Here is a 24,996-nt window from a genome sequence, read left to right on the forward strand (position 1 = left end):
CTGTTCAACAAAAATTATATGCATCTGGAGCGTGTAATGGTGTGACTATTGATACATTTGTAACAATCAATCCTCTGTTAATGCTTATTCTTAACCAAGGTTTCAAAAAAGCCTGAGCTTCCCCGAGGGAATCCCAAGCTTAAGAGTTAATCAATATTGGCGATCTTCCATTCTCCCTGCTTGTTCTTCAGCAAAGAAATTTCATACGTACCATCCCTAATATAGCCCTCCGAAGTCATGCGGGTGAAGCTGATGTAGAAACCTGCCCGCTTGGTTCCTTCAATTGGAATCCCTACCATTGTCAGTTCATTGAACTGGTAGCTGTTCTTCTCATCCAGCAGGAATTGCAGTGCATCTTCAAGCTTCGGAGTTATCATTGTGGCTGCGAACTTCTCCTGATCGCGCGTGGACCACGCTTCAATACAATCCATTGTCTCCCGCAGCGCCTGCTTGTTACCCTGACTTGTCCCTACATCAGGAGCCTTAAAGAATATTCCCGGCTTAATCGGGGGCGGCTTCACAAAGGATTCAACGTTACTGACCATAGATATGAAAATCGGGAGCAATGCATCCGCTTGCTGTTCCAGCATATGAATCTCTGCCTGGTAAGTAACGTCTTTGGCTTTGAAAACAAACACTTCAACGCGCTGGTCACCTTCCCGCTTGCTTCCGGTATACTCCTTGTACTTCAGCAGCTTCGGGTCCATGCCGGGTTCCAGATTCTCATCACGCGCTGCCAGGCCAAGTTTAACGAACGTAATATAATTCCGTTTGTCCGCTGTACCCCAGGCGGTTCTCCCCTCCTGTTCGTAGCGGACCATGGATTCCGGGAGGAACACACCGAGCGGCAATCTCTGATCCGCTGAGAAGGCGGTCGGAATTTTGACTCCATCCACTACATAGTCTATCCCGCTCTCCGAATAGTCCCGAACCTCGGGAATCAGCGTTGCCGACTGGGGTGCTGGGGTTGCTGTTGCAGTTGGCTGGGGAACCGCCGATGCAGGAGAAGCTGTTGAGTCTCCAGGTACTGTAGCCGCTTCGGACGGCTGCGCGGCTGCCGCTGTGCTTCCGGCACCAGAAGCATCCTGTTTTGCTGCATCGCTGCAGCCTGTGCTCAGCACGAGCACCAGAGCGATACATCCTGCTCCCAATAAGCTTTTATGCTTGGACACAATCATCACCTCACTTACCAGACGCTTCCAGTAGATTAAAGTTGCGCTGAAGGCTGGCAAGAATCGGCGGATGGAGCGACTTATTTCTTAACCCTATTACTATTTAATGTGCTGAAGTATTGGCTGGGATTGCCTTGGCGGGAGTTGAACCGCTCCTGGAAATCACCGCCGGTGTAGGTTCCGATAACCCGGTGCCAGAAATCCCGCGCAGGCGTGTTCGCACGGATCTGCGAGACCTTCCAGCTGCCTGGGAACATATCGAACAGCCGGTGCGCCGCCCAGGTTCCTACGCCGCTGCGCCGATAGCGCTGCATCACAAAAAACTCCGTCATATAGAACTCGCCCTCCGGGTCGCGAAGAAGACGGTCAATCAGGGCAAAGCCTGCGATATTGCCGTCTACTGTGAACAGGTAGGCAAATTTGTTTTTTCCGCTGTTCCAGTAAGCTTCCAGCCCTGGATAGGACGGGAACAATCCTTCACGGTCGACTTGCAGCTCCAGATAGCGGGTAAAGTCATACAAATAGAACTGCATCAATCTGCTGATAATCTGCTTCTGCTCTTTAGGAACCAACTCAATTCCAAGTTCCATCAAGGTTCACCTCTGCCGTTTTCGTTTACTACCCATCATATAACTTTGTCTCCTCAGGAGCAAGGCTTGTCCATTTCCGCACCACTTCCAGACCAACGGACAGCAGAAACATGGTAAGATAGAAAGACAGCCCTCCCGCTGGGAAATTATAAAGAAGGTGAAGCACATCAGTATTCAAAAAGCGACCGACCGGGCAAACCTGGATCAGCGGCTGCCGCAGATGCCGTGGTTCGTGCAGCAGTTTATCGACTATAAACGGCCGGATCTGTCCCCTTCCACACTGCTGGAGTACATTCGGGACTATGAATCCTTTTTCGGCTGGCTGCGGGGTGAAGGTCTCTCTGTAGCGGCCAGCAATGCTGATATCAAACTGCTTGAGCTGGAGACCCTGCATATGGACAGCATTGTCGGCTACCGTCTGCACTTGACCACCCGGGCCGAGAATGCCAATTCGCGGGTGACCGTATCCCGTAAGCTGTCTGCGCTGCGCTCGCTGTTCCATTACCTGAGCCAGATTGCCGAGGACGAGAATTTCTACCCGCTGCTTAAGCGTAACATTATGGCCAAGGTCGAGATCAAGCGGATTCACAAGCCGAAGGATACCGCCGCCAAGCTCAAAGGTAAAATTCTGGAGGACGAGGAGCTGCTGGAGTTCGTGGGCTACATTTATGAAGGATATGGCACAGATGTGGAAGCCAATAAGCAGGCTTATTATTCCTGGCAGCTTAACCGTGAACGGGATGCCTGTATTGCCAGTCTGATCCTCAATTCCGGCCTGCGCGTCTCCGAGGTGGTCAACCTGAACGTGGATGATCTGGATGTCAATAACAAGCTGCTCTATGTCTTCCGCAAGGGTCATAACGACGAGACCTTCAAGACCCCGGTCTATTTCCGGGAACAGTCTAAGGATGATCTCAGCTTGTACCTAAGCCTACGCCAGAGCAGATATAAGACGCCGAAACGGGAAAAAGCCCTCTTCATTGCCCTGCCCAACGGCAGCAAGGAAGGTAAACGGATGACCAAACGGGCGATCCAGGAGATGATCATTAAATACGCCAAACGGTTTGGCAAGCCTTATCTGACGGTGCATAAGCTGCGGCACTCTTTTGCCACCGACTATTATCTCCAGAACGATATCTACCGGACGAAGGAACAACTGGGCCATGCTTCTACGGAGACTACCGAGATCTATGCCCACCTCACGGATAAAACGATGTCCGAAGCGATTGAACGCCGTATGGACAATGAACCGCCGCAGTAACCTGCATAGACTGCTATATTAATCACATTAATATTTGGAGGAGTACGTTTGTTAGACAATCATTCCATGCCTGAATCCCATACAAATCCCGGACTGCCGGAGCTGCAATCGGATTGCCTGAACTGCTTCGGGCTGTGCTGCGCGGCGCTTCATTTCTCTGCCTCCTCGGACTTCGCCATAGACAAGCCTGCCGGACAGCCCTGCCCCAATCTGCGGGAGGATTTCCTCTGCGGTATTCATACGGAGCTAAGAGAACGCGGCTTCCGGGGCTGTACCGTATATGACTGCTTCGGCGCCGGGCAGAAGATCTCCAACCTGACCTACGGCGGACGCGACTGGCGTCAGGCTCCCGAGACTGCAGGACAGATGTTCGAGGTGCTTCCCGTCATGCGTCAGCTCCATGAGCTGCTGTGGTATCTGCATGAGGCATTGACGCTGCGCGGGGCCGAAGCCCTGCACGGGTCACTGATGACAATGCTGGAGCAGACGCAGGCCCTCACCCTGCTCAGCCCGGACAAGCTGCTTCAGCTCGAAGTACACCTGCACCGGGCTGAAGTCAACGAGCTGCTGCTGCGTGCAAGTGAGCTCGCGCGCACCGCTGCCCTCAAGCAGCTCTCCCCGGCTCCGAAGCGCCAGAAGAGCTATGGCCGGGGCGCGGATCTGATTGGCGCCAGACTGCGCGGAGCCGACCTCCGCTGCCTCAGCTTGCGTGGCGCGTATCTGATTGCTGCGGATCTCAGCGGGGCCGACCTGCGGTACGCTGATCTGATTGGCGCGGACTTCCGCGACACCAATCTAAGCGGAGCCGATCTGCGGGGCAGTCTCTTCCTGACTCAGGCGCAGCTGCAAGCCGCCGTGGGCAGCCCCGCCACCAAGCTGCCGGAATCCTTAAGGCATCCGGATCATTGGTGTTGACACGTGGAAACGGCTGTGCGGTCCTTTTAAAGGACGGTACCGTTTCAGCGAGAAATAGAAGATGTGAAACATATAAATTCTTATATTTGTACAACAAACCGGATGATGTTCTATCCGGTTTGTTTGTGATGTTCAGAGGGTGGATTAACGTTTTCCCCTTGCCATTTGCCCGCCATTGTTTTATATTGACATGACAGCAGGTCTAAAATAAATGAGGTGAACGGATAAGATGACTCCCCGCACGAAGGAACAGAACGAAGAAATACGGCTGCGGCGGCTGGTACAGATCCGGCAAGCGGCGGCAGATGTATTCCTGAATAAAGGTCCTTTATTGGAAATCCGAGATGTGGCTGCGGCGGCTGGTCTCGGTTATGGTACGGTCTATCATTATTACAGCAACAAGGCTGATTTGCTGCACGACCTGCTATGGGATGCACTGGACCGGGCCGTGGAATGGCTGAAATCCTCGCCGATGGTACAGCCTAAGCCACCGTTAAAAATTCCGCTGGAGGGTTCTGCCGCCGGGGTGCGGCTCTTACGGCTATGGGCGGATGATCACGCTGTATATCTGCTGTGTAAGCAGGCTGGTGAGGGCTTCCCTTCCCTGCCCGCTGCCCGCTCTGCTCCGCTTATCGCCGAGTTCCGGCGGGAGGTCCTTACCCCGTTGTCCACGTTGCTCGGCACCGGACTTACAGCGGGCTCGGCGTTACCCGGCGGAACAGCAGGCGATGCGCAGCATGGATTGCAGCATACGGAGATGCTGTTAGCCGCCTTGGTGGGCTGCGCCGCGCTCTCCCTCCGCCGAGGACAGCTGGATGAAGATGCACCAGAGATCGTCAAGATTCTGAAATTATAAACAGCTGAAATTATAATAGGCCAATATTCCAGAAGAAATAAGGAGCGAATCACACATAATGATTATTCTTAAATCCCCCAGGGAAATTGAAGAGATGAAGCAAGCCAGCCAAATTGTTGCCGATTGCTACCGCGAGGTGTCCAAAAACATTCTACCTGGAATCACTACGCTTGAAATTAATGATTTTGTGGCCAAACATATCACCAAGCTCGGCGGCAAGCAGTTCACCAAAGGCTACAACGGATTCCCTGCCGAGACCTGCATATCTATTAATGATGTGGTTGCTCACGGGATTCCATCCAGCAAACGGGTCGTGAAGGAAGGTGACTTGCTGAAGCTGGACATTGTTGCGCAATACGGAGGTTGGTTCGGAGATTCGTGCATGAGCTACGCTGTGGGTGAGATCAGGCCGGAGGCGCAGCGATTAATGCAGGTTACGAAGGAATGCCTCGACCTGGGAATCGCCCGGGCTGTTCCGGGAGGACGGCTGGGTGACATCACATCGGCTATTCAGCAGCATGCCGAAGCACACGGGTATTCGGTCGTACGCGATCTGCTGGCACACGGCATCGGACGAAGCCTGCATGAGGAGCCAAGCTACGTCCATATCGGCACCGCAGGCAAAGGCATCCGCCTCAAGGAAGGCATGGTATTTACCATTGAGCCTATGATTAACGAAGGCACGTACCAGATCACCATAGACGATGATGAATGGACAGCGAGAACCGCTGACGGCAAGCTGTCCGCGCAATATGAGCATACCATTGCCATCACCGCAGATGGACCGCTGATTTTAACGGCCCAGTAATTATTGTGGTAGAACGTTGACACACATAGGCTAGATATTGATGTGCTCATACAAACCCTAAAAAACCCTCCCGTTTCTGTCTAGGGACTGTCCCCTATTAGAGAACGGGAGGGTTTTTTTGTTTGTCACCCTTGTGACCGGGTTTTGTGGTTACGGCACTGGATGCTGTCGAGCGATTGGGTGATATTGCTCGTTGGCTGCTGGTTAGTGTTTTGAGGTTAGTTTTTGAACTTACTATTATGAATTTTTCATATGTTGAAATTTCGGAATTTAACTAATATGGTTGGTTAATTGTTGGTTACCAGCTCTCACTTCTTCAATCCCTATTTGAGTTCTGAGCTCATCCATTCCTGTTGTTGAGTTATTGAGTTGTTATTCTATTGTGAATTTTTCATATAATGAAATTTAATAATAAAAGTTTAATTGGTTAGTTCTTTGACTTGCCGGTTTGCTGGCAGTCGCCACTAGAAATGCAAAGGATTTGCCGCGCCCCCATTTAGATTCAGGCGATGCTTAAGTGCAGTTTGTACAACTAAATCTTCTGATTTTGCGCCGATGATCCGTTTAGTTGTATTTCGTGCATTTAAACTAACCAGTTTCCTCGATTCTGGCCTATACGGGCAAATTTAGTTGTACAGACTACAATTAGATCAAGAAATCCTTGCTTTTTACTGTTTTTAATTGTACAGAATACATCTATCACTGAAAGTCCGCCTCAAGCGAACGTGGTCCAGTCATTTTTCCATTTATCCGTTCATGCATCCGTCCGTCCATCCGCCCATCCGCCCTTCCGTTCTTCCATTGTCGCATCTCACTTCTAACTAAACTCACCTCTTAAGTTCGGATGCTCCCCAATTCATTTAGTCAAAATTCACCCTCTGATCTCACCCGGCAGCTTCAGAACAGTTACCTTGTCCCCGGCAGTTAATTGTCCGCTGTCCGGCGGGATGACGATCAGGCAGTCGCTGTCTTTGATCGTGACCGTGACGGATGACTCATCGACGGCGGCCGGATAAGCATAGAGCACTGCTTCGCGGATCTCCAGACGGGCGCGGACATAGCGGGTGAAGCTGTTCTGCCGCTTATAATTCTCACCCAGCACCGCTGTCCACTCCGGCAAATACGGCTGCGCCGCGCCCTGCATCAGCCCGATAACAGGGCGGGCAAACAGCTGAAATCCCACGAAGCAGGCACCGGGATTGCCGGATAAGGCGAGCAGGATGCTCCCGCCGCGAACGGCCGCTGTGGTGACGCTGCCGGGGCGCATTGCTATTTTATTGAACAACATCTCTCCGCTCTGCTCGCGGATCAAATCCCCCATAATATCGTAATCCCCAACGGATACACCGCCGGTGGTAATCACCAGATCATAGCTCTCCAGCGCCATCTGCACCTTATTCCTGGCCAGCTCCAGATCATCGATGATCGCCCCCAGCATCACGGGCTCTCCGCCCGCCTCCCGGATAAGCGCCCCCAGCATGGGAGAGTTGCTGTTGCGGATTTTGCCCGGGACTAACGGCTCGTCCACCTCCAGCAGCTCGGTTCCCGTAGCGAAGACCGCCACCTTGGGTCTGCGGCGGACAGGGACCTCAGGCACACCGAGCGCTGCCAGCACAGCAATTTCACCAGCGCCGATTAGCGTCCCTTCAGGAAGCACCGGCTCTCCTGTTCTAAGCTCCAGCCCGCAAGGGGTAATGTGCTCGCCCTGCTCTTGCGGCTTGCGGATGCCGACATAAGTGACTCCGTCCTTCATCCGGCTCTCCGTAGCCTCCATCATGATCACGGTGTCTGCACCTTCCGGAATCTGCGCTCCCGTCATGATGCGCGCAGCGGTTCCTGACGTAATCTCTTGTGAAGCTACAGTGCCGCAGGGAATGACATCCACGACCTCAAGCCATACCGTATGATGCTCTCCCGCCGCTAAAGTATCGGCCGCTATGACAGCGAAGCCGTCCATGCTTGAGCGGTCAAATGCCGGAAAGGGATGCGGTGCAGCGACAGACTGTGCCAGATAACGCCCGCTGCTGAGGTGCAGAGGTACAGCTTCCTGCGCAAGCAGCGCAGCAAATGGCTTCAGCCTGTTTTGAGCATCTGCAACCTGAAGCGCTGAGCGCTGATATTTATCATTGCTATATTCCCTGTTATTGTCCTGGTTGTATTCCTTGTTAACGTTCTCTCGGTTAGTCACTCCTCAATTCACTCCTTCTGCTACATCCGGCGGATTGCCGCACATTGTGCTGATTATGCCCTATTCTAACATGAAGGCACGCCAAAAGGGATGCACAGGCTTGAATCAAGCGCATGCATCCCTTAGTTCTATCCCGGTTCTATTCAGCTCTCAGCAGCGCAGCTCCCTGCTCCAGTTCAGCTTAAGACGCACGGATCACTCTCACATCAGCCGAAAGAACATTTTCACCCTCATAGAGCATGAACCGTCCGTTCTGCCATTCCACGCGCAACAGCCGTGAGTCATCCGACTGGTATTGCCAGACATGCTGCTCCCCGCCGTTCATATAAGGGGTCTGCCCGGTAACGGCGGCATATCCTTCATATTCTTCCTCCAGATAAAAGGTACGGTCATCCAGCTCAAGCGTAGCCGGAACCTCGGAAGGACTGTCCAGACGCCCATCGATCGGATGATACAATCTGTATTGCAGCTCTTCCCGTTCTTCTATATACAGATAGGCGATCCGGCTCCCGTCGCGCAGTGTCAGTACGACTGCATTACGGCCGCTGGTCTTCGTCCGGCCTGTCACTTCATAGGTTACCAGGGAGACCTCACAGATATCTCCGGGTGACAGGGTCAGCATGCTTGCGGGCACCTTAGGCGCCTCCGGCTTCGAGAACAGATTGCCGATTCTTTTCCAAAGACCCAAAGCCATCATCCTCCTACAGAATGGTTAACATATCCTTCTTCTTATCCGCGAATAAATGCTGCAATAATCAATGCTCCCGTCACATGCAGCGAGCCTGCCATCAGACCGTAGCCGACCTTCCCCAGCTGGGTGCCATGATCGAGTTCCAGGTTCCCCCACCGGCTTAACAGCTGCTCTACCGCCTTCTCCAGCACAAACAACAGAATAAAAGAGACAACAGAGACGATAAGAGCGGTCCCGAGCCGGTTCGCCGCAGCGATGGATGCTGATAAAATATAGCCTTGTGCCAGCAGCTTCATGACCAGCCGGGTAGTCACGGCCATATTCCCTGCCTTCAGCTCTTCCATATCATTATAACGGGTAAACAGCGAATCCACGAGCATCAGCACACACAGCAGTACTGCGCCGCTGACCGTCCATACTACCATGGACACCAGGGTATCGAAATCCATTACTCCAGCCCCCGCTTGTTCATATTTCCTAACAGGTAAGACAAACATAAAGCGAAGGAGAAACCGCTGGTTCTGTCTCCCCTTCGCCTGTGGACAATCGCCTGAAGTCCGGCTTATGCCTATATGTTATTGTTTCTCGTATTGCTTCATCAGCGCAGCCAGCTCATCTTCAACCGCCTGGTCTTTGCCCAGCTTCTCGAACTCATCATCCAGTGATTTGTTGCCCGAGCTCATCTCGTTGCTGGCTTCGGCCTGTGCTTCGGCTTGCAGCATCTTGTCTTCCATCCGTTTGAGTCCGGCAGAAGCGGAGTCGGAGCTGAAGCCGCTCATTGCTTTGTTGATTTCGGTCTGCGCCTTCGCAGCGTTGTAACGGGCCACGAGTGTCTCCCGCTTGTTCTTCATCTGGGTAAGCTGCTTGCGCATTTCTTCCAGCTTGCCGCGCAGGTTGTCGGCGGAAGCCTTGTTCTGGTCGAAGCTGGCTTTGTACTCCACAAGCTTGGCTTCTGCCGATTTCTTCTCTTCGAGCGCACGGCGGGCCAGATCAGCGTTACCGGCCTGAGCGGCTGCATGAGCCTGCTGATTGCGCTTGTTCACGAGCGCTTCCTGCTCTTCGTACAATTGTTTGAATTTCTTCTCAATGGCGATCTGGGCAGCTACTGCTTTCTCGGCATCCTCCAGATCCTCCGTCATGTCACGAATGTACTGGTCCGTCATTTTGACCGGATCTTCCGCTTTATCGATAATCGCATTCACATTGGACATGGTCAGATCACGCAATCTTTTAAATATAGACATGGTTCATTCCTCCAAAATTAAATTGTTAGTTGCTTATTGGTATCTATTACGCAGGCAGAAGAGTATCGTTTCAAAAATTTGCTTCAGCCTTCTGTAATAAATATTGCTCCACCTTATCATTCACAATATTCACGACCGCAAGGATGCCCTCTTTGCTCAGATCGTCATAGTGAATGCCCATCACAACCGTTACCGTCCGGTTCAGCGCGGCAGCAGCCTTCAGCGCAACGGCTTCACTGATCGTGTGCTCCTTATGATGAGGAACGGCAGAGGTCATAGCCCGCGCGGTGTCCCCGTCCATATACGCCGTGCTTGCCGCACCGATATGGCGCACTCCGCCGGTAATCAGCAGCAGCAGATCACGGCCCACCTCTGTCTCGGACAGCACAATATCGTCAGGATGCACCGGATTCATTGTCAAGCAGGACACCCCCTCCTCTTATATTAACCATGGGCTGTGCAGATCTCTCATTCTGCGGCAAAAAGTTCATTGTAGAACGGCTTGCTGCCTATACAATACCACGGATCTCATCCAGTGAGGAAATATTCTCTTCCTTCATAAACTGCTGCAATTCTTCGACCAGCGTGCTGCCCGCCCGCAAGTTCATGAAGTTATAGGTGCCAACCTGTATTACAGTCGCTCCTGCCATAATAAATTCAATAATATCTGTTGCAGAAGTGATGCCGCCCATGCCGACCACCGGAATGGTTACCCTGCGGGATACCTGATGCACCATACGCAGAGCCACCGGCTTAACCGCAGGTCCGGACAACCCCGCATAGAGGTTATTGAACACACTGCGGCGGCGGCGGACATCAATCTTCATCCCCGAGATGGTGTTGATCAGGGAGACGGCGTCCGCACCCTCCGCTTCGCACATCACGGCCATCTCCGCAATATCCTCGGCATTCGGCGACAGCTTCACGGCCAGCGGCAGACTAGTAGCGGCACGTACCGCACGGACCACTTCCCGGGCCGCCGGAGTCTTCACGCCAAAAGCGATCCCGCCCTCCTTCACGTTCGGGCAGGAGATGTTCAGCTCAATCATATCCACGGCCGGCTTCCCGGCCAGGAGACGGGCATCCGCGTCCCGCTGGATCAGCTCGGCGCCCAGCACGTAATCCGGCAGCGTATTGCCGCCCAGATTCACGATGCGGGCGGTATCCAGCGTCTCCCAATACGGCAGCTCCCTGGCCAGAAAGGCCTCCACTCCCGGATTCTCAAGCCCTACGCTGTTCAGCATGCCGGAAGCCGTCTCATATACGCGGACTCCGGGATTGCCGGGTTTGGCATGAAGCGTAAGCCCCTTGCCGGAGATTCCGCCAAGCAAGGACACATCATATAACCGGCCGTACTCATGGCCGAAGCCGAACGTGCCGGAGGCCATTATAATCGGGTTCTTGAAGGAAACACCCGCGATCGTTGCCGTTGTATTAATCATGGAATAATACCTCCTCAGCCAGGAAGACAGGACCGTCTGCGCAGGCTTTGCGCTGCCCGTCCTTGCAGGAGACGCTGCAGACCAGACAGGCGCCAATTCCGCAGGCCATCCGGTTCTCCAGTGACAGATAGACGTCAGGACGCTTGCCCGCGGAATCCGCAGCGGTTCCCTTAAGCTGTGCGGCCTTCAGCATCGGATGCGGACCGCAGACAAAGATATGGTCATATGCCGGGAAGTCTACGCTGTCCAGAATCAAACCGCCTACATCGACGGTCAGCCCGGCAGCCAGAGGACGGAAGGCTTCTGTACGGAAGGGCTCGCGGCTGAAGCCCAGATAGATATCGCTCCCTGGAAGCTGCTGCGCACAATAATACAGCGGAGCAATTCCGATCCCCCCGCCAACTAGCGCAACTTTGCCTTCCACCTGCGGGAAGCCGGTTCCGAACGGTCCTTCCAGCTCCAGCTGACCGCCCGGATTCAGTCCGGCAAGGATCTCCGTGCCCTCGCCAACTACGTGATACAAGAATTCAACACCGTGCTCATTCACCTGATGTATGCTAAGCGGTCTGGACAGCAGCGGATAGGCTCCCCATGCCCGCAGCATGTAGAACTGACCCATCCCCCCGCCGTTCCCCCCTTCAACTACCAGGTGGTATACTCCTTCAGCCAGCCGCTCATTACTAATCACCGTCGCCACGTTATCAAGCTCCTTCAAATTTAATCTTATTAACCATGCCTGAGAAGGAACTTAAAATCTGTGACATTGTTCACAAACACATCCCTCTATTTCTTGTTCCAGATGCCGCGCTCATAAGGCTTGGGCAGATCGGACGGATTGATTCCGCCCAGTGCCTCGGCAGCGTGAAGTACCCAGTACGGATCACTGAGCATGCCTCTGCCTATTGCCACCAGTTCAGCCTTCGCTTCTGTAATGACCGCCTGCGCTTCCTCATACGACTCCAGACGCCCTACTGCGATAACAGGGACCTGCAATCCGCTGCGTATGTATTCGGCAAGCCCCACCTGATAAGCCGGTCCTGGACCTGGTCCGCCATTGGACACGGCCGGCCCCTCCCCGCCCGAGGATACATGGAACAGATCTACACCTGCCTCCTTGTAGCGGCGGCAGAACTCCAGTGCATAGGCTTCGTCATAACCGCCTTCCACATATTCCTTGGCGGAGACCCGCATGATCAGCGGCATCTCCGCCGGCAGCACCTCACGTACAGCTTCCACCACCTGTTCCCCGAACAGGATGGGATCTTGGCCATACTCATCGTCCCTGACATTGGAGAGCGGAGAATGGAACTGATGAATGAGATAGCCGTGCGCTCCATGCAGCTCTACAGTATCGAATCCCGCTTCGACTGCACGGCGCGCCGCTTCCCGGTAGGCGGTGATCAGCCCGGCGATCTCTTCACGGCTAAGCGCCTTAGGCATTGCATAGTTGCCGTCGAACGGAATCGCTGAAGGAGCAACCGGCGGGGCGGCATCGACAGCTTTGCGACCGGCATGACCGAGCTGAATCGCTATCTTCGCTCCATAGGCATGAACGGCCTCCGTCAACCGCTTGTACGCCGGAATCTGTCCATCGTCCCAGATCCCGGTGTCCTGATTCGAGATCCGTCCGTCCGGATGAACCCCGCTCATCTCTACAATAATGAAGCCAGTTCCGCCGACCGCACGGCTGACATAATGCACATGATGCCAATCCGTTGGAATACCGTCCTGCTTCTCAACCGCATACTGGCACATCGGCGGCATAACCACGCGGTTCTTCAGGGTTAGAGCCTTAAGTTCATAAGGTGTAAACAAATCAGCCATACTTGTCTCCATCCTTCCCGTATCTATGATCCATCTCAGTATACAACGATTTGGGGAAGTGATAAATCTTTGAATACTCTGCGGACGGTACGGCATAAATTCACGGCTGCTTGGAAATAACAACCCTTATATTCTAAACTAACCGGACCCGTGGTTGGAGGAGGCATCGTTCCGATGAAAATGGCAACAATCCGCCGCATTGTGCTGCTTATATCCGTCATTGCCCTGGCCCTGCCCGCCCCTGTACGGGCTGCAGAGCTTGTGTCTGCCTCCGCTGCCCCAGCAGGAATGCCTATGCCAGTGCCGGAACAAGAGAGCCTGCTCCCTGCCCGGCCACAAGCTTCTATAGAAGATGAAACTGCAGTGCCGGCAGGATCTGCGGCCTCCCGGTCTTCCGCAAGGCGCAGTAAAAAAAGCAAAGGCCTGTCCCTCAGCCAATTGCTGCGCAAATACCCGGAGACGATCAAGACCCAGGGTCCCCGCCGCAAAACGGTCGCCCTGACCTTCGATGATGTGCCTGATCCGCGCTTCACCCCGCAGCTGCTGGATGTGCTGCGCAAATATAAAGTCAAAGCCACGTTCTTCGTGGTCGGCAGCCGTGCAGAAAAACACCCCGCCCTGGTGGCACGGATGATCCGCGAAGGCCATGCCATCGGCAACCACTCCTACAATCATCCTCAGTTCAGCAAGCTGAGTATGAATCAGTTCCGAATCCAGATTATCCGGACGGAGAATATTCTGCAGCTGCTTGCCGGATACAAGCCGAAGCTGATCCGCCCGCCTTACGGCGATATCAACGAGCCGCAGCTCAAATGGGCGAAATCCCATGGCTACAAGCTGGTGAACTGGAATGTCGACTCCCTCGACTGGAGAGGCCTGTCCAAAGCCCAGGTGAAGCACAATATCCTCTCCCGGGCCGGCAGAGGGGCCATTATCCTCCAGCATGGGGGCGGGGGCAGAGGCAGCAACCTTCAGGGAACGCTGCAGGCGCTTCCCGAGATCATCAGCACGCTGCGGGGGCGCGGGTACAGCTTCGTGACGGTCCCCCAGATGCTCCAGGTCAGCAAGAGCAAATAGCCGCTGAATACACTGGAATAAGTGGAAACGGCTTTGCCGTCCTTTTAAAGGACGGTACCGTTTCAGCGAGAAATAGAAGGATAATATATAGCGTGAAACATATAAATTCTTATATTAAAAAAGGAAACAAAACCGGCGGAAGCAGCCAGTTTTGTTTCCTTTTCATTGGAACGAGTTACGCCCCGTGTGGTGCAAATGTTCATGATTCGTTTATTCAATAATATATAAATGTACATACTGATAGCCGAAATCAGCTACAAAGCTCTGGCTGCCCGGAATAAAGATATCGATCCGGTTGCCCTTGATCGCACTACCCATATCCGTGGCGGTCGCTACGAAGGCCTGCTTCGGAAGGCCAGGATGGGTATAACCGGTGACGAGTACTTTCGTACCCAGCGGAATTACGCTCGGGTCAACGGCGATGGTTCCCAGCTTAAGTGCGTTGCCGAAATAATCAACTGCCCCCCATTTGCCATTCTCACTGGCTGCCGAGGAGTAGGCCGATGCTTTGACCTGCAGCACTTTGGCATAATTGAATTCCTTGCCCCAGGCTTGAACGGTATTCGCGGCTGGCTGTACACTTAAGGCTGGAGCTTCCGCATCCGCTACAGCTTCTACCGATGCTGCTGTAGTATTGGCTACTGCGACACTCTTGGCTTGAACATTGCCGGGAATCGTGAATTTCAGTCCGGGATAGATATTAAGCGCAGAAATCTGCGGATTTGCATTCATAAGCTCATCTACACTTAGCCCATAGTGATTGGATAGCGTATAATAAGTTGTAGCCTCGCCTGCGATATGTACGCTGTCGGCTTGAACGGGAGCTGCGTGAAGCAAGGTGCCGAGTCCCAGTACAGCCGCCAGGGTTGTGATGGCTCTGATCTTGAATTTCATGAATAGCCTCCTTCAATTGGTGACGCGCGGTTTGTTAACTAACAGTAATGAATATATCACAACTTTGTAACCATTGGCTAGGTTTTTGTTACTCTTGGAAATAATTTTCCTTTAATAAAGCGTTTCCGTAAATGAAAATATTACATATTCTTAATAATTACAACGGAACTCGACAGAGATATGCCATGTTTCCTGATTATTCGCAAAAATTTTACACAGTTTTAACATTTCTCGCTTAAGCAAATAGTAGAATGAACTAATACGATATCTTAAGTAGACATTGAAGCAACCTTGGAGGGTCCATGAACGTGAATACAGATGAGAAAAAAACAAGCAGTATTAGTCCAGCAACAGCCTATCTTAACCGTGACCTCAGCTGGATCGAGTTCAACCGCCGCGTGCTCGGCGAGGCACAGGACCCGGAGAACCCGCTGATCGAGCGGGCCAAATTCCTGGCCATTGTGTCAAGTAACCTGGATGAGTTCATCAGCGTCCGGGTAGCGGGCATCCAGGATCAGATCCGGGCGGGATATACCAAAAAGGATTTCACCGGCTACACCCCCTCCGGCCTCTATAAACGCCTCAGCAAACGGGTGAGCAAAATCGTCGCCGACCAGTACCGCACTTTTAAGGATATTTCACGCAGCCTGCATAAAGAGGGCATTGTTTTCGTTGACTATGAGGATCTAACACCGGCGCAGGAGCAGTCGATCGAGGAATACTACCGTGATATTATTTTCCCTGTGCTGACCCCGATGGCCGTGGACCAGAGCCGTCCGTTCCCGCTGGTACACAGCCAGTTCATCTATCTGGCCGTTGTGCTGACACGGAAGAACAGCCAGGAGGATGAGCCTTACTTTGCCATTCTGCAGATTCCGTCCAATCTGCCGCGCTGCATTCCCTTGCCTCACCGCTCGAACAGCAAAAAACGGCAATTCGTCTTCATTGAAGATGTGATCCGCCATCATATCCAGACCTTGTTCAGCGGTTATGATCCTGTAGCAGTCAGCGAATTCCGCCTGACCCGCAATTCCGATCTGACGATTGATGAAGAGGGCGCGGAGGATCTGCTGGAGGAGATTGAGAAGGAACTGCGCAAACGCCGCCGCGGCGTGCCGGCCCGCCTGGAAGTACAAAAAGGCATTCATCCCTACGCACTGGAGCAATTGCAGGCTGAATTCGAGCTTGAGGATTTCATGTTTGAAATTGAAGGTCCGCTGGATCTTGGCTTCCTGCGCAGCTTCACCGGTAGCCTGAAGGGCTTCAGCTACCTGCTCTATCCGCCTGTCGAGCCGATGTATCCGGCGGAGTTCGATGAGAATGAGGATTTCTTCGAGGTGCTGAGCGGGCGCGATGTGCTGGTCTATCATCCGTACGAATCCTTCGATGCGATGGCGGATTTCATTATCCAGGCCTCCGAGGATGAGCAGGTGATGGCGATCAAGATGACGCTGTACCGGGTCAGCGGCAATTCTCCGCTGATCACTGCCCTCGCCAATGCGGCCGAATCGGGCAAGCAGGTTACGGTGGTCGTGGAGCTGAAGGCCCGCTTCGATGAGGAACGCAACATCGCCTGGGCGCGCAAGCTGGAGCAGTCCGGCTGTCACGTGGTCTACGGCCTTGTTGGCCTGAAGACCCATGCCAAGGTCACCCTGATCGTCCGCCAGGAAGGCCCGGAGCTGCGCCGCTATGTTCACGTGGGAACCGGCAACTACAACGACAGCACAGCCAAGGCCTATACCGACCTCAGCCTGTTCACCGCCAATCATGAGATTGGCCTGGATGCGTCCGAGCTGTTCAATCAGATGACCGGCTACTCCGCCAATTACAACTGGAATTCCTTCATAGTAGCGCCGACCAATATGAGCCTGTCGCTCCAGAAGCTGATTCTGCGTGAGGCCGAGCATGCCGCCGCAGGCAGACCTGCACGGATTATCGCCAAGATGAACTCCCTGTCGAACCAGGAGGTTATTGATTATCTGTACAGCGCAGCCCAGGCGGGAGTATCCATAGATCTGATCGTCCGGGGGGTCTGCTGCCTGCGTCCGGGGATTGAAGGGCTTAGTGATCGGATAACGGTGCGCAGTATTGTGGACCGCTTCCTGGAGCATTCCCGCATCTACTACTTCGAGAACGGCGGCGATCCCGAGGTCTATCTGTCCAGTGCCGATTGGATGACCCGGAATCTGACCCGGCGGATCGAGCTGATGTGTCCGGTGAAGGATAGCGGCATCCGCGATCAGATCGTCAAGATTCTGGATCTGTCGCTGATGGACAATGTCAAATCCAGCTTCCTTCAGCCGAACGGATATTATGAACGGATAGACGACAAAAAGGCCCCGCTCCGGAGCCAGTTCGCCGCTATGGATGTTACCCGCTGGAAGGGAAGCCGAGCTTTACCTTCACCGACCAAGCATTCCTGAAGGCCTTGAGCGCATTCTCAATGTCCTCCAGGCCGATTAGCACCTGTCCGCCCTGAAGCTCCAGGTCCAGCGTATGGTTATGCAGACGGGACTTCAGCCCGCTGACAATGCCAATCTCGGTACTGTCGAGCGCAATGCTGAGCTGCACCAGTGTACCCAGCTTATGAATCCATTCCTCGTCGGAAGCCAGCAAAATGTCCTTGTGTACCAGGGACAATTTCTGCTTCCGGCTTTTTGTGCTGTAGGAGGCAATGTACGCACTGAGAATCAGCTGACGGTGCGTCAGACCGCGGATGGGTGAATTCATGAGCCAGTAGTGGGTATGCCGCTTGGATTGATAATAGTTAATGTTCGAGCCTGTCCGGTGCAGCATGATCGCCACATAGACCAGCATCTCATGCTCCTCCCGGTCCCCTTCCCGCTCAAAGGCCCCCAGCAGGCTTAGCGCCAGCTTGTAAATATGGTCGAGATGCCGCTTGGAGGTACGGATATCGAAGCGGATAATCGTATCCAGACTGTATTCCAGCGCGCTGTCACGCACCGGCTGCTCCGGCTCAAGCAGATCATGCAGCATCCCCTCACGCAGGCCTTCTCCGCTGATCAGTGCCCGGCTGGCTCCAATATAATGATAGACGGTATGAAAAATAATCAGCCCCGACACGATGATATCCGCCCGGCTTTTGGACAGCCCGTCCAGCTCCTTGCGCTTCTCAAACGGGGTCGCGGGCAAAACCTCCATGAACCGTTCGATCGTCTCCTTCTCCAGCACATAGCCATGGGAATTAGGCAGCGAATACTCCCGGCTCCGCTGATCCAGCTTCGCCAGTGAGCGCAGCGTTCCGCCTAGTCCGTACAAGGGCAGCCCACCGCCTGTTGTAAGCCAGTCGTGCTCCACCAGCCTCCCGGTTACGTATAATTGCAGCTTGCGGATCTGGTCTGCATTCCAGTTGCCGCCCTGGCTGAACATCTGATTCGTATTCACTGCACCGAACGGGAACGAGATGCTCTGCTGATAACGCCGTCCGCGGAATAAGGTCACCTCGGTACTGCCCCCTCCGATATCAATCACGAAGCCATCCTGGACATCAAAAGCATTGATCACCCCAAGGAAGCCGAAATACGCCTCCTGATGCCCGCTGACAACTTCAATCCGGATGGAGGAAGCATCAGACAGATAGGTGATGATCTCGGCTGAGTTCGCTGCATTACGGATGGCGGCGGTAGCTCCGGCACGGATGTTATCCACTTCAAAATCATCACAAATCTCCTTGAACTGGTGAAGAACAGGGATAATCGTATCCATATCCTTCTTCTCCAGCCTGCCTTCCTTCGTAATTTTCTCGCTGAGCCGGGCAGAGTACTTACATTCCTTGATGATTTTGTAGCCGCCTGCCTGTGTCGTGTCATATATTACAAGTCGTATGGAGTTGGAACCAATATCAATAATGCCGATCCGGCAAAGATCATCTCTCATCTGTATGTACTCCCTTTCAAGTAGATTGATCATTCGTATACTATATCATACAACGTTTGCAACATATTTGCGTTCTATACATCTCGTCCAAGTAAATAGCCACTATTTCGACTTTTACAAGGAATTCGTAGCGAATAGATTTGCAACATCTTCACGTTTATATAATGGCGTATCCGTATATTTTGTTACCCGAAATGTTACCCGAGTAACTTTTTTGTCCACAATGTGGATAACTTCATGAAAAAAGGCCACCCGGTTAAGGATGGCCTCTTTGTTATTTCGTGGTGCCCGGATTATTTTTCTGTAGCTCATACAGACCTGTAGCAGAGAATCCCGCAATAGCCCCCGCCCATAGACGGTAGATCAATTCCAAGTCAGTGAAGATGTACGATGCTGCGCCCACTCCTAAACCGATCGCAATACCGATTACAGGGATTAAGTTCTTGGGAAGAGTAACGGTAGCCTTCACGCCGTTCAGGACCACAGTAACGAATACAGTAAGGGCAGTCGCCAAAGCCAGCACTTGGTTCAATGCATCATTCATTTTAAATCCCTCCTTATAATGTGTAAATGAGTACGCGTTTGGTGTTGACGGCATCCGGGTCAAGAAATACATTGCGGACCACACCAAGGTCCCGCAGGTCTGTACCTTTAATGTAGCTGGTGCCATCATAGTTCTTCGTGTCTACCTTGGTGTCGCCTACGTACACACTCCGCAGCGCGTAGGACCAGCGAGCGCCCAGGGCGTTCAGGATTAGCTTAGCCGGGACCCAACTCTTACCTTCGATCAGCAGCCCGTCAAACGGTGACATGTCTCCGATCAATATTGGTACTGGATACGTACCGGGCGGGGTAACTCGTACTCCGTACTGCACGCCCAGGTATTCGCAGATGCCTTGAGCCATCGCTACAGCAAGCCGATTTTGAAACTCTTCATTAAAGAGCAATTCTTCCTCTGCCGGATTCGTTAAAAAACCCGGCTCGATCAGCGCGGCGGGCATCGTCGTGTTCCGGCATACCGATAGGTTCTGATACCGGCATTTTCGGTCGGTCAGACCGGTTACGGACATCAGGTATTTATGGATGATGGTCGCGAAGGGTTTGTCCATGTCCTTGGTGTATAGCGTCTCAGAGCCTTTAGCAGATGCTTCACCGGCGTTCGCATGGATAGACAGGAATACGTCTGCCTTCGCTTTATTGGCGATCTTGGCGCGATCTACAAGCTCCACAAATACGTCTGTTGAGCGCGTGAGGATTACTTTAATCTCCGGGTTCTTTTTCAGCAACTCGTTGATCTTCAGCACCATGGAGAGATTAAAGTCTTTCTCCAGCTTACCGGTAGCTCCATTTCCACCCGGGTCTTTCTTGCCGTGTCCACCGTCAATTATGACTGTCTTCATCGGGTACCGCCTTTCCGGGGCGCTTGCCCCCTGTGATAATGTCGATGATGTAATTAAATTCCTCGCTGGCAATCTCTTTGAACGTCCAGCACCACGGTATTCTTTTTGCGGTAGGAACGGATCTCCGCCCAATTTTACGACCTGTTTGATTGTCCACGCCTTAAACTGTACCTCCTCACTCTGGAAATATGGAAAATGCCTCTCCAGGTAATTTCTGAAGAGGCGCATTCCGCTGATTCGTCCGATTTGGTACACAGTAAATATGATCAACCCGTCCCACTTGAAGTTATCCGCAGTTTTGTACAGGAAGTATGGCAGGTCGTATAACAGATACTGAATTATTGCTAACATCTACCGGCACCACCTCCGGGTCAAGTAACTCCGCCATCTCTGCCCCGTATAGGTGCGCGATCCAGTCCAGCGCCCAGAAGGTTAGGCCATCTTGAAATTCGGTTTCGTCAAATTCAATATACCTCATGGCTTAGCCTGCAATCTCGGGAACTCTTTTTCGAGTTCTTTTCTTGCTTTTTGGCCGGATGTGGTCAATTTCTTTTTGATGCTCTTAATCTTCGACTTGTTGGATAAAGACTCTTTAACTTTACCCAAGCTATTCCGGGTATTTTCACCCTGCAACTGAGACAGACGCGAGAACTCTTCGCCGGTAAGTGGAGTGCCGTCAAGCTTCTTGTTAGGCACGCGCGGCGCAATTCCTTCGTCTCCGGTTTCTGCAATCAAATCAACAATCATCCGTGCCTCATCAGATAGTTTGTAACGCGATGGGAATCCCGGATTAAGGAATACGTTCGCAGCGCTGTTATTTTGGTAGTGTTGCTGTTCGTTACCCAGCGAATCGTATTTCTTCGGCAGTTTCCCAGCCAGCCCAGGAATTTTTGCCTGAGCCTTGTTAAGCGTCTGTTCAAGCAAAGTCGGATCTGTTGTCTCACGTTTGGTATTGTCAGTGAGTTGCTTGACCTGATTAAAGATGGTCGGGATAAACGATGCCGGTACATCCGACAGAACATCGGCTATTTTATCCGTCACCGTCTGGCCGGGGTAACCTTCAGCAGCTCTCGCCAAGCCTTGCAGCACTGATTGCTCAGTGAGTGTATTCAGTCCGCCTGCAAAACTGTCATACGCTGCACCCAGTGCACCAGTTGCTACCTTGCCCTTTGATTCATTGTTACTCATGTTCTTTTGGATATTTGCGCCCATTGAGATAGCCACAGATACCGGCTGCATCCAGTCATAGTTGTAAAGAAGGTCTCCTTCTTTGATTTTGCCTGCATTTGGGTCAAATCCACTCTTCACAAATCGTTCAAGCGCTGATAAGTTGACTTGATATTGTCCCTGCCCGGCTGCTGACTGCAATGATCTGATATCGCGGTCTTTGTTGGCTTGCCCTGTCAGAATGTCATTCTGGATCAGGTAGTATCCCAGCCCGCTAAGGCCAAATGTGCCGATGATAGCCCGGGATAACCCTTGGACAACCGCAGCAGGATCTTTTTCCACACCATTTCTAAAGATCGGCTTAGCGACTTGCCAAGCACTGCGAATAAATCCGGCCGGGCTGTATTCAAGTGCACGGGCCAACAATGCGCCCGGTGTTTTTGGATACTTTAGTACCAAATCTCCGAAGCCGAAGTCTTTGCCCAAATTCAGGCCACGCTTGAACTTGGTCAGTCCCTGAGAAATGAGATTGTTATCCTGAAAGGTCACATACTTACCATAGTTGTCCGCAAGTTGCCGCACATTGTCGTCTGCTTTGGCGATGAAGTTCTGTACATACTCTTTGGTAGGTTTAACACCGCTGTTGATTGCATCCAGCGTTGCCATTTCTCCGAGAGACTTATTAACCGCCCGGCTATATGCTGCATTGTCAAAGCTTCTGAGAGACGCTCCAAGGGCTTTTTCTGTGTACCGCAAAGGATTATACTTCCCGGTAAATGCAGGGCTTGCAAGGTCAAACTGCGTCTCCAGACCGTTGATGTTAACCCCACGCGCTCCGGCGCTGCCGCCCTTTAACCAGTTTGACCAGTACTTACCCTGATTGAAGCTTCTAAAGGTAACAGTACGGTCAGATCCGGTAAGTTTGGACCTAGCAATATCAATCGGCGTAGACACATACTTATTGATTCGCTCCAGTCGATAAAACAACTCATTGCCCAGCACGTTACGGACCTGAGTCTTCGGGTTAAGGAGTTGCGCCTGTGTCTGTGCGCTGGCGATTTTTCGTAACAATGATGGCTTATCCAGCGACTGGAGTATCGTTTGTAGATCTTGGGAGGCGGTACGCTTGGCTTCACCAGATAGCGCAGATACACGTTGAGCAATATTCAGCAGGGATTCTGCCTCTTCTCCCGTGAGCTGTTTTTCCTTGATAACCTTCTGTGCAAGTCGTTCAGCATCACTGATGGTTTCCCGGCCTATCTTCTTGCTAGTCAGGTTAAACGCATCTTTAGAGCTTTCATATAACCGTGTAAGCTGCGGACGAATATCCTCGCCCAGATCTTTAACCATCTGCTCGGACCAATCCGCGAATTTGATTACGCCCTTTCCCATCTTAGCTGCACCAATTACAGCATAATCCGCCCAGATATCAAGTGGGGTCGAACTAATACGTATTCCCTTTGCTCTTAAGCGCTCCTTAGCGGCCTGTTCCTGAGCATCCAAGAATGAGGACACATTATCCCTAACCCGTTTATCTTTAGGCGCTGTAGGCGCTTTGGGAGGCTTTGCAGGTTTGGTTGTCTCTTTGATAAACTGCTTAGATTCCTTCACGAATCGTTCCAACTGGCTAGCTTCATTGGATGTAAGTTTTTCGCCTGATTTTGCTCTCTCTAGGATGTCGATTACATTGCTCGACAGATCCTTAACCCCGGTCATTTTCTGCGTGACTCCCGCAAGGCTGACAATATCTTCAGCCATCTTGGGCGTAACCTCAGCCTGTTTGCCAAGCTTTGATGCTGTCTCGTTGACCTTATTGGCAATCCGGCGTGCGTGGATCAGTACACCTTCTGGCGTAAGGCGGTCATATATCGACAGCGATTGGATAAACTGCCCTGCTTTTGTGGCTTCTGTGGCGATTTTATCCGCAATATTAACAGACATTTCATAGTTGTTTTGCTTGTTGTAATGGTCAATTAGTCGCTGCGCAACCACAGAATCCTCTGCGCTGAATTTAGTTGTCCCAAGGATACGGTTTGTTTCATTGCTCACATCCCGGGCCACACGTTCGTTTGCAGCCTTGACGGTTTCCAGGTTGGTGATAGGCTGGTATTCATTGTTCAGTTTCGCTTTAAGTGGCTCTGGTGTCTTATCTGATGCCTTCAGCGTCTCGGTAAACCCCCGTTGTTTCGGAGCTCCTGGAGTTGCCTCAGTAACCGGAATTGGTGTGTCTGATGGTGGAATTTGATCTTTTCTAGCCAGTTGCAAGGGCTCTACAACAATATCCGATGTCTGTTTAACTGGACCATATCCTTCAATGAAGTTCTGCATCCGGTCCAGTGCTTCAGTCTCACTCATTCCGCGAGCTTTAGCCGATAGCACGTTCTCTCCGATGTCCTTCAATTCATCGACACTCTGTAGGCCGCCACGGGATTTTATATCATTAGCGACACGAGACAGTAACGATTGGTTCCCGCCCTCCGTTCCTTGCTGAATCCTTTTAAACAGCGTTTGATACTCAGCATCGTTGGCCGGGACTGTGTAGTCAGGTGCTGTACTTGTTCTAACAGACATTTCAGAAGATGGCCGCGCCTGTCTTTCAAGGGTAGAAGTGGATGTGTCAATTTCAGGTGCTGCTGGTCCTGGAACGCGACCGCGTAAACCAGAAGCCAGTGAACCAGCTGCTTCAGATAATATAGCTCCTCCTCCAGCCAGTAAACCACCTGCGGCTGAACCTAACTTAGCATTATTTATAATCTCTTCAGTGCTGTCCTGACCCTGCATTAACCCGAAACCGGCTCCTTGTGGGGCCCCAGCCACAGTCTCTGTTAAAATCACCCTTGCGACTTTATCTGCTATTTCTTTGCTCGCATTTGGTATAAGAGAACTACGAAGCAACGAGTTACTTAAATAGTCTGCATATTGCATTACAGGTTTCGTGTTTGCTAATTTACCTGCCGCTTTATAAGTGCTTCCAATGATCCCTTGTCCATATGGAGCACCTGACTGCTCTAAAAGTGGAGTTACGAATGTATTTATGACATCAGATACCTTATCTGCTGCTTTGCTTCCAGTAGAGTCGCGCTGTACAACCCCAGAATTACCTGAAAGAGAGTTGGATACAAACCTCCCTGCTTTTGTGTTTCGAGTTAAATAGTTCAGATTACTTGCTGCATTCTTTACGCCTTCAACAATATTAGTGATAATCGGGTTGTCTGAAGGTGACTGCGTGTTGTTTATTCTCTTCTGTTGAATAGCGTATTCGGTGTTAGGATCAATTTTTGCATCCAACAAGTTACTCGCATTTTTAGGACCACCAGTACCAACGGTAAGCAATTGTGATGCTGGAAGCTTACCGGAGAATATATCTCCGGCGCGGTTTCCAAAGTCGTGAGATTGCGCTTGCGTTTTTGGTGGTTCCAGCTGCCGAGCTTCTGCTTTTGGTCTGGTATCTGGCATCAATCCTAAATCCATCCGATCTGCATCAAATGCGCTCATGGAGGATTTAGTATTGCTGTATGTGGTAATTCCTAGCTTCTTACGTTCTTCATCAAATGCACTAGCCACTTTAGC

The 24,996-nt window shown here is 52.0% G+C and carries 22 protein-coding genes; 6 read left to right on the plus strand and 16 right to left on the minus strand.

The window, feature by feature from the left end; all coding sequences use genetic code 11:
* Positions 1–146: 146 nt before the first annotated feature.
* Both MHH28_RS07545 and MHH28_RS07550 read right to left on the minus strand, forming a co-directional pair.
* Positions 147–1,172: a hypothetical protein gene (locus tag MHH28_RS07545; RefSeq protein ID WP_405113566.1), complete on the minus strand. Its 1,026-nt coding sequence runs from the start codon at positions 1,170–1,172 to the stop codon at positions 147–149.
* 80 nt (positions 1,173–1,252) lie between these two features.
* The gene (locus tag MHH28_RS07550; protein ID WP_405113568.1) at positions 1,253–1,762 is read right to left on the minus strand and encodes a GNAT family N-acetyltransferase; all 510 of its coding nucleotides are present in this window, start codon (positions 1,760–1,762) and stop codon (positions 1,253–1,255) included.
* Between the two features lie 166 nt (positions 1,763–1,928).
* Here MHH28_RS07550 and xerS point away from each other — a divergent pair, with 166 nt between their 5' ends.
* The 4 genes from xerS to map all read left to right on the plus strand — a co-directional run bounded on the left by xerS (position 1,929) and on the right by map (position 5,602).
* Positions 1,929–3,023 carry a tyrosine recombinase XerS gene (xerS, locus tag MHH28_RS07555; protein WP_405116915.1) on the plus strand — a complete coding sequence of 365 codons (1,095 nt, stop codon included), beginning with the start codon at positions 1,929–1,931 and terminating at the stop codon, positions 3,021–3,023.
* Between the two features lie 66 nt (positions 3,024–3,089).
* Entirely contained in the window at positions 3,090–3,938 is an 849-nt protein-coding gene (locus MHH28_RS07560) for a pentapeptide repeat-containing protein (RefSeq protein WP_405116918.1), read from the plus strand.
* A 229-nt stretch (positions 3,939–4,167) separates the two neighbouring features.
* The gene (locus tag MHH28_RS07565; protein ID WP_405113570.1) at positions 4,168–4,794 is read left to right on the plus strand and encodes a TetR/AcrR family transcriptional regulator; all 627 of its coding nucleotides are present in this window, start codon (positions 4,168–4,170) and stop codon (positions 4,792–4,794) included.
* A gap of 58 nt (positions 4,795–4,852) precedes the next feature.
* On the plus strand, positions 4,853–5,602 hold the full coding sequence (map, locus tag MHH28_RS07570) for a type I methionyl aminopeptidase (protein ID WP_405113572.1): 750 nt from the start codon (positions 4,853–4,855) through the stop codon (positions 5,600–5,602).
* A gap of 871 nt (positions 5,603–6,473) precedes the next feature.
* Here map and glp read toward each other — a convergent pair.
* From glp to MHH28_RS07610, 8 genes are all read right to left on the minus strand, one after another.
* Positions 6,474–7,790, minus strand: coding sequence for a gephyrin-like molybdotransferase Glp (glp, locus tag MHH28_RS07575; RefSeq protein WP_405113574.1), 1,317 nt, complete (start codon positions 7,788–7,790; stop codon positions 6,474–6,476).
* A 181-nt stretch (positions 7,791–7,971) separates the two neighbouring features.
* Positions 7,972–8,478 carry a DUF4178 domain-containing protein gene (locus MHH28_RS07580; protein ID WP_405113576.1) on the minus strand — a complete coding sequence of 169 codons (507 nt, stop codon included), beginning with the start codon at positions 8,476–8,478 and terminating at the stop codon, positions 7,972–7,974.
* Positions 8,479–8,519: 41 nt separating this feature from the next.
* A complete protein-coding gene (locus MHH28_RS07585) occupies positions 8,520–8,930 on the minus strand; it encodes a DUF350 domain-containing protein (RefSeq protein WP_405113578.1) in 411 nt (136 codons plus the stop codon).
* 126 nt (positions 8,931–9,056) lie between these two features.
* Entirely contained in the window at positions 9,057–9,725 is a 669-nt protein-coding gene (locus MHH28_RS07590; protein WP_405113580.1) for a PspA/IM30 family protein, read from the minus strand.
* A gap of 70 nt (positions 9,726–9,795) precedes the next feature.
* Positions 9,796–10,140 (minus strand): hypothetical protein, encoded by a 345-nt coding sequence (locus MHH28_RS07595; RefSeq protein WP_405116921.1) that lies wholly within the window; start codon positions 10,138–10,140, stop codon positions 9,796–9,798.
* Between the two features lie 94 nt (positions 10,141–10,234).
* The gene (locus MHH28_RS07600; protein WP_405113582.1) at positions 10,235–11,167 is read right to left on the minus strand and encodes a dihydroorotate dehydrogenase; all 933 of its coding nucleotides are present in this window, start codon (positions 11,165–11,167) and stop codon (positions 10,235–10,237) included.
* Entirely contained in the window at positions 11,160–11,864 is a 705-nt protein-coding gene (locus tag MHH28_RS07605; RefSeq protein ID WP_405113584.1) for a dihydroorotate dehydrogenase electron transfer subunit, read from the minus strand. Before MHH28_RS07605 ends, MHH28_RS07600 begins: the two co-directional genes overlap by 8 nt.
* Before the next feature lie 86 nt (positions 11,865–11,950).
* Entirely contained in the window at positions 11,951–12,991 is a 1,041-nt protein-coding gene (locus MHH28_RS07610; protein WP_405113586.1) for an NADH:flavin oxidoreductase/NADH oxidase, read from the minus strand.
* 174 nt (positions 12,992–13,165) lie between these two features.
* Here MHH28_RS07610 and MHH28_RS07615 point away from each other — a divergent pair, with 174 nt between their 5' ends.
* Entirely contained in the window at positions 13,166–14,068 is a 903-nt protein-coding gene (locus tag MHH28_RS07615) for a polysaccharide deacetylase family protein (RefSeq protein WP_405113588.1), read from the plus strand.
* A 210-nt stretch (positions 14,069–14,278) separates the two neighbouring features.
* On the opposite strand, the gene MHH28_RS07620 is transcribed toward MHH28_RS07615, so the two are convergent.
* Positions 14,279–14,962, minus strand: coding sequence for a 3D domain-containing protein (locus MHH28_RS07620; protein ID WP_405113590.1), 684 nt, complete (start codon positions 14,960–14,962; stop codon positions 14,279–14,281).
* 302 nt (positions 14,963–15,264) lie between these two features.
* Here MHH28_RS07620 and ppk1 point away from each other — a divergent pair, with 302 nt between their 5' ends.
* Entirely contained in the window at positions 15,265–17,385 is a 2,121-nt protein-coding gene (ppk1, locus tag MHH28_RS07625; protein ID WP_405113592.1) for a polyphosphate kinase 1, read from the plus strand.
* On the opposite strand, the gene MHH28_RS07630 is transcribed toward ppk1, so the two are convergent.
* From MHH28_RS07630 to MHH28_RS07650, 5 genes are all read right to left on the minus strand, one after another.
* On the minus strand, positions 17,333–18,859 hold the full coding sequence (locus MHH28_RS07630; RefSeq protein ID WP_405113594.1) for a Ppx/GppA family phosphatase: 1,527 nt from the start codon (positions 18,857–18,859) through the stop codon (positions 17,333–17,335). The genes ppk1 and MHH28_RS07630 overlap by 53 nt on opposite strands.
* 274 nt (positions 18,860–19,133) lie before the next feature.
* Positions 19,134–19,403 carry a holin gene (locus MHH28_RS07635; protein WP_405113596.1) on the minus strand — a complete coding sequence of 90 codons (270 nt, stop codon included), beginning with the start codon at positions 19,401–19,403 and terminating at the stop codon, positions 19,134–19,136.
* A gap of 13 nt (positions 19,404–19,416) precedes the next feature.
* Positions 19,417–20,259: an N-acetylmuramoyl-L-alanine amidase gene (locus tag MHH28_RS07640; RefSeq protein WP_405113597.1), complete on the minus strand. Its 843-nt coding sequence runs from the start codon at positions 20,257–20,259 to the stop codon at positions 19,417–19,419.
* Complete coding sequence (locus tag MHH28_RS07645) at positions 20,240–20,416, minus strand: hypothetical protein (RefSeq protein ID WP_405113599.1); 177 nt, start codon at positions 20,414–20,416, stop codon at positions 20,240–20,242. Before MHH28_RS07645 ends, MHH28_RS07640 begins: the two co-directional genes overlap by 20 nt.
* Positions 20,417–20,733: 317 nt before the next feature.
* Positions 20,734–24,990, minus strand: coding sequence for a hypothetical protein (locus tag MHH28_RS07650; RefSeq protein WP_405113601.1), 4,257 nt, complete (start codon positions 24,988–24,990; stop codon positions 20,734–20,736).
* Positions 24,991–24,996: the final 6 nt, after the last annotated feature.

The organism is Paenibacillus sp. FSL K6-1217 (genome assembly GCF_045040735.1).
In the GTDB taxonomy this organism is placed as follows: domain Bacteria; phylum Bacillota; class Bacilli; order Paenibacillales; family Paenibacillaceae; genus Paenibacillus_AQ.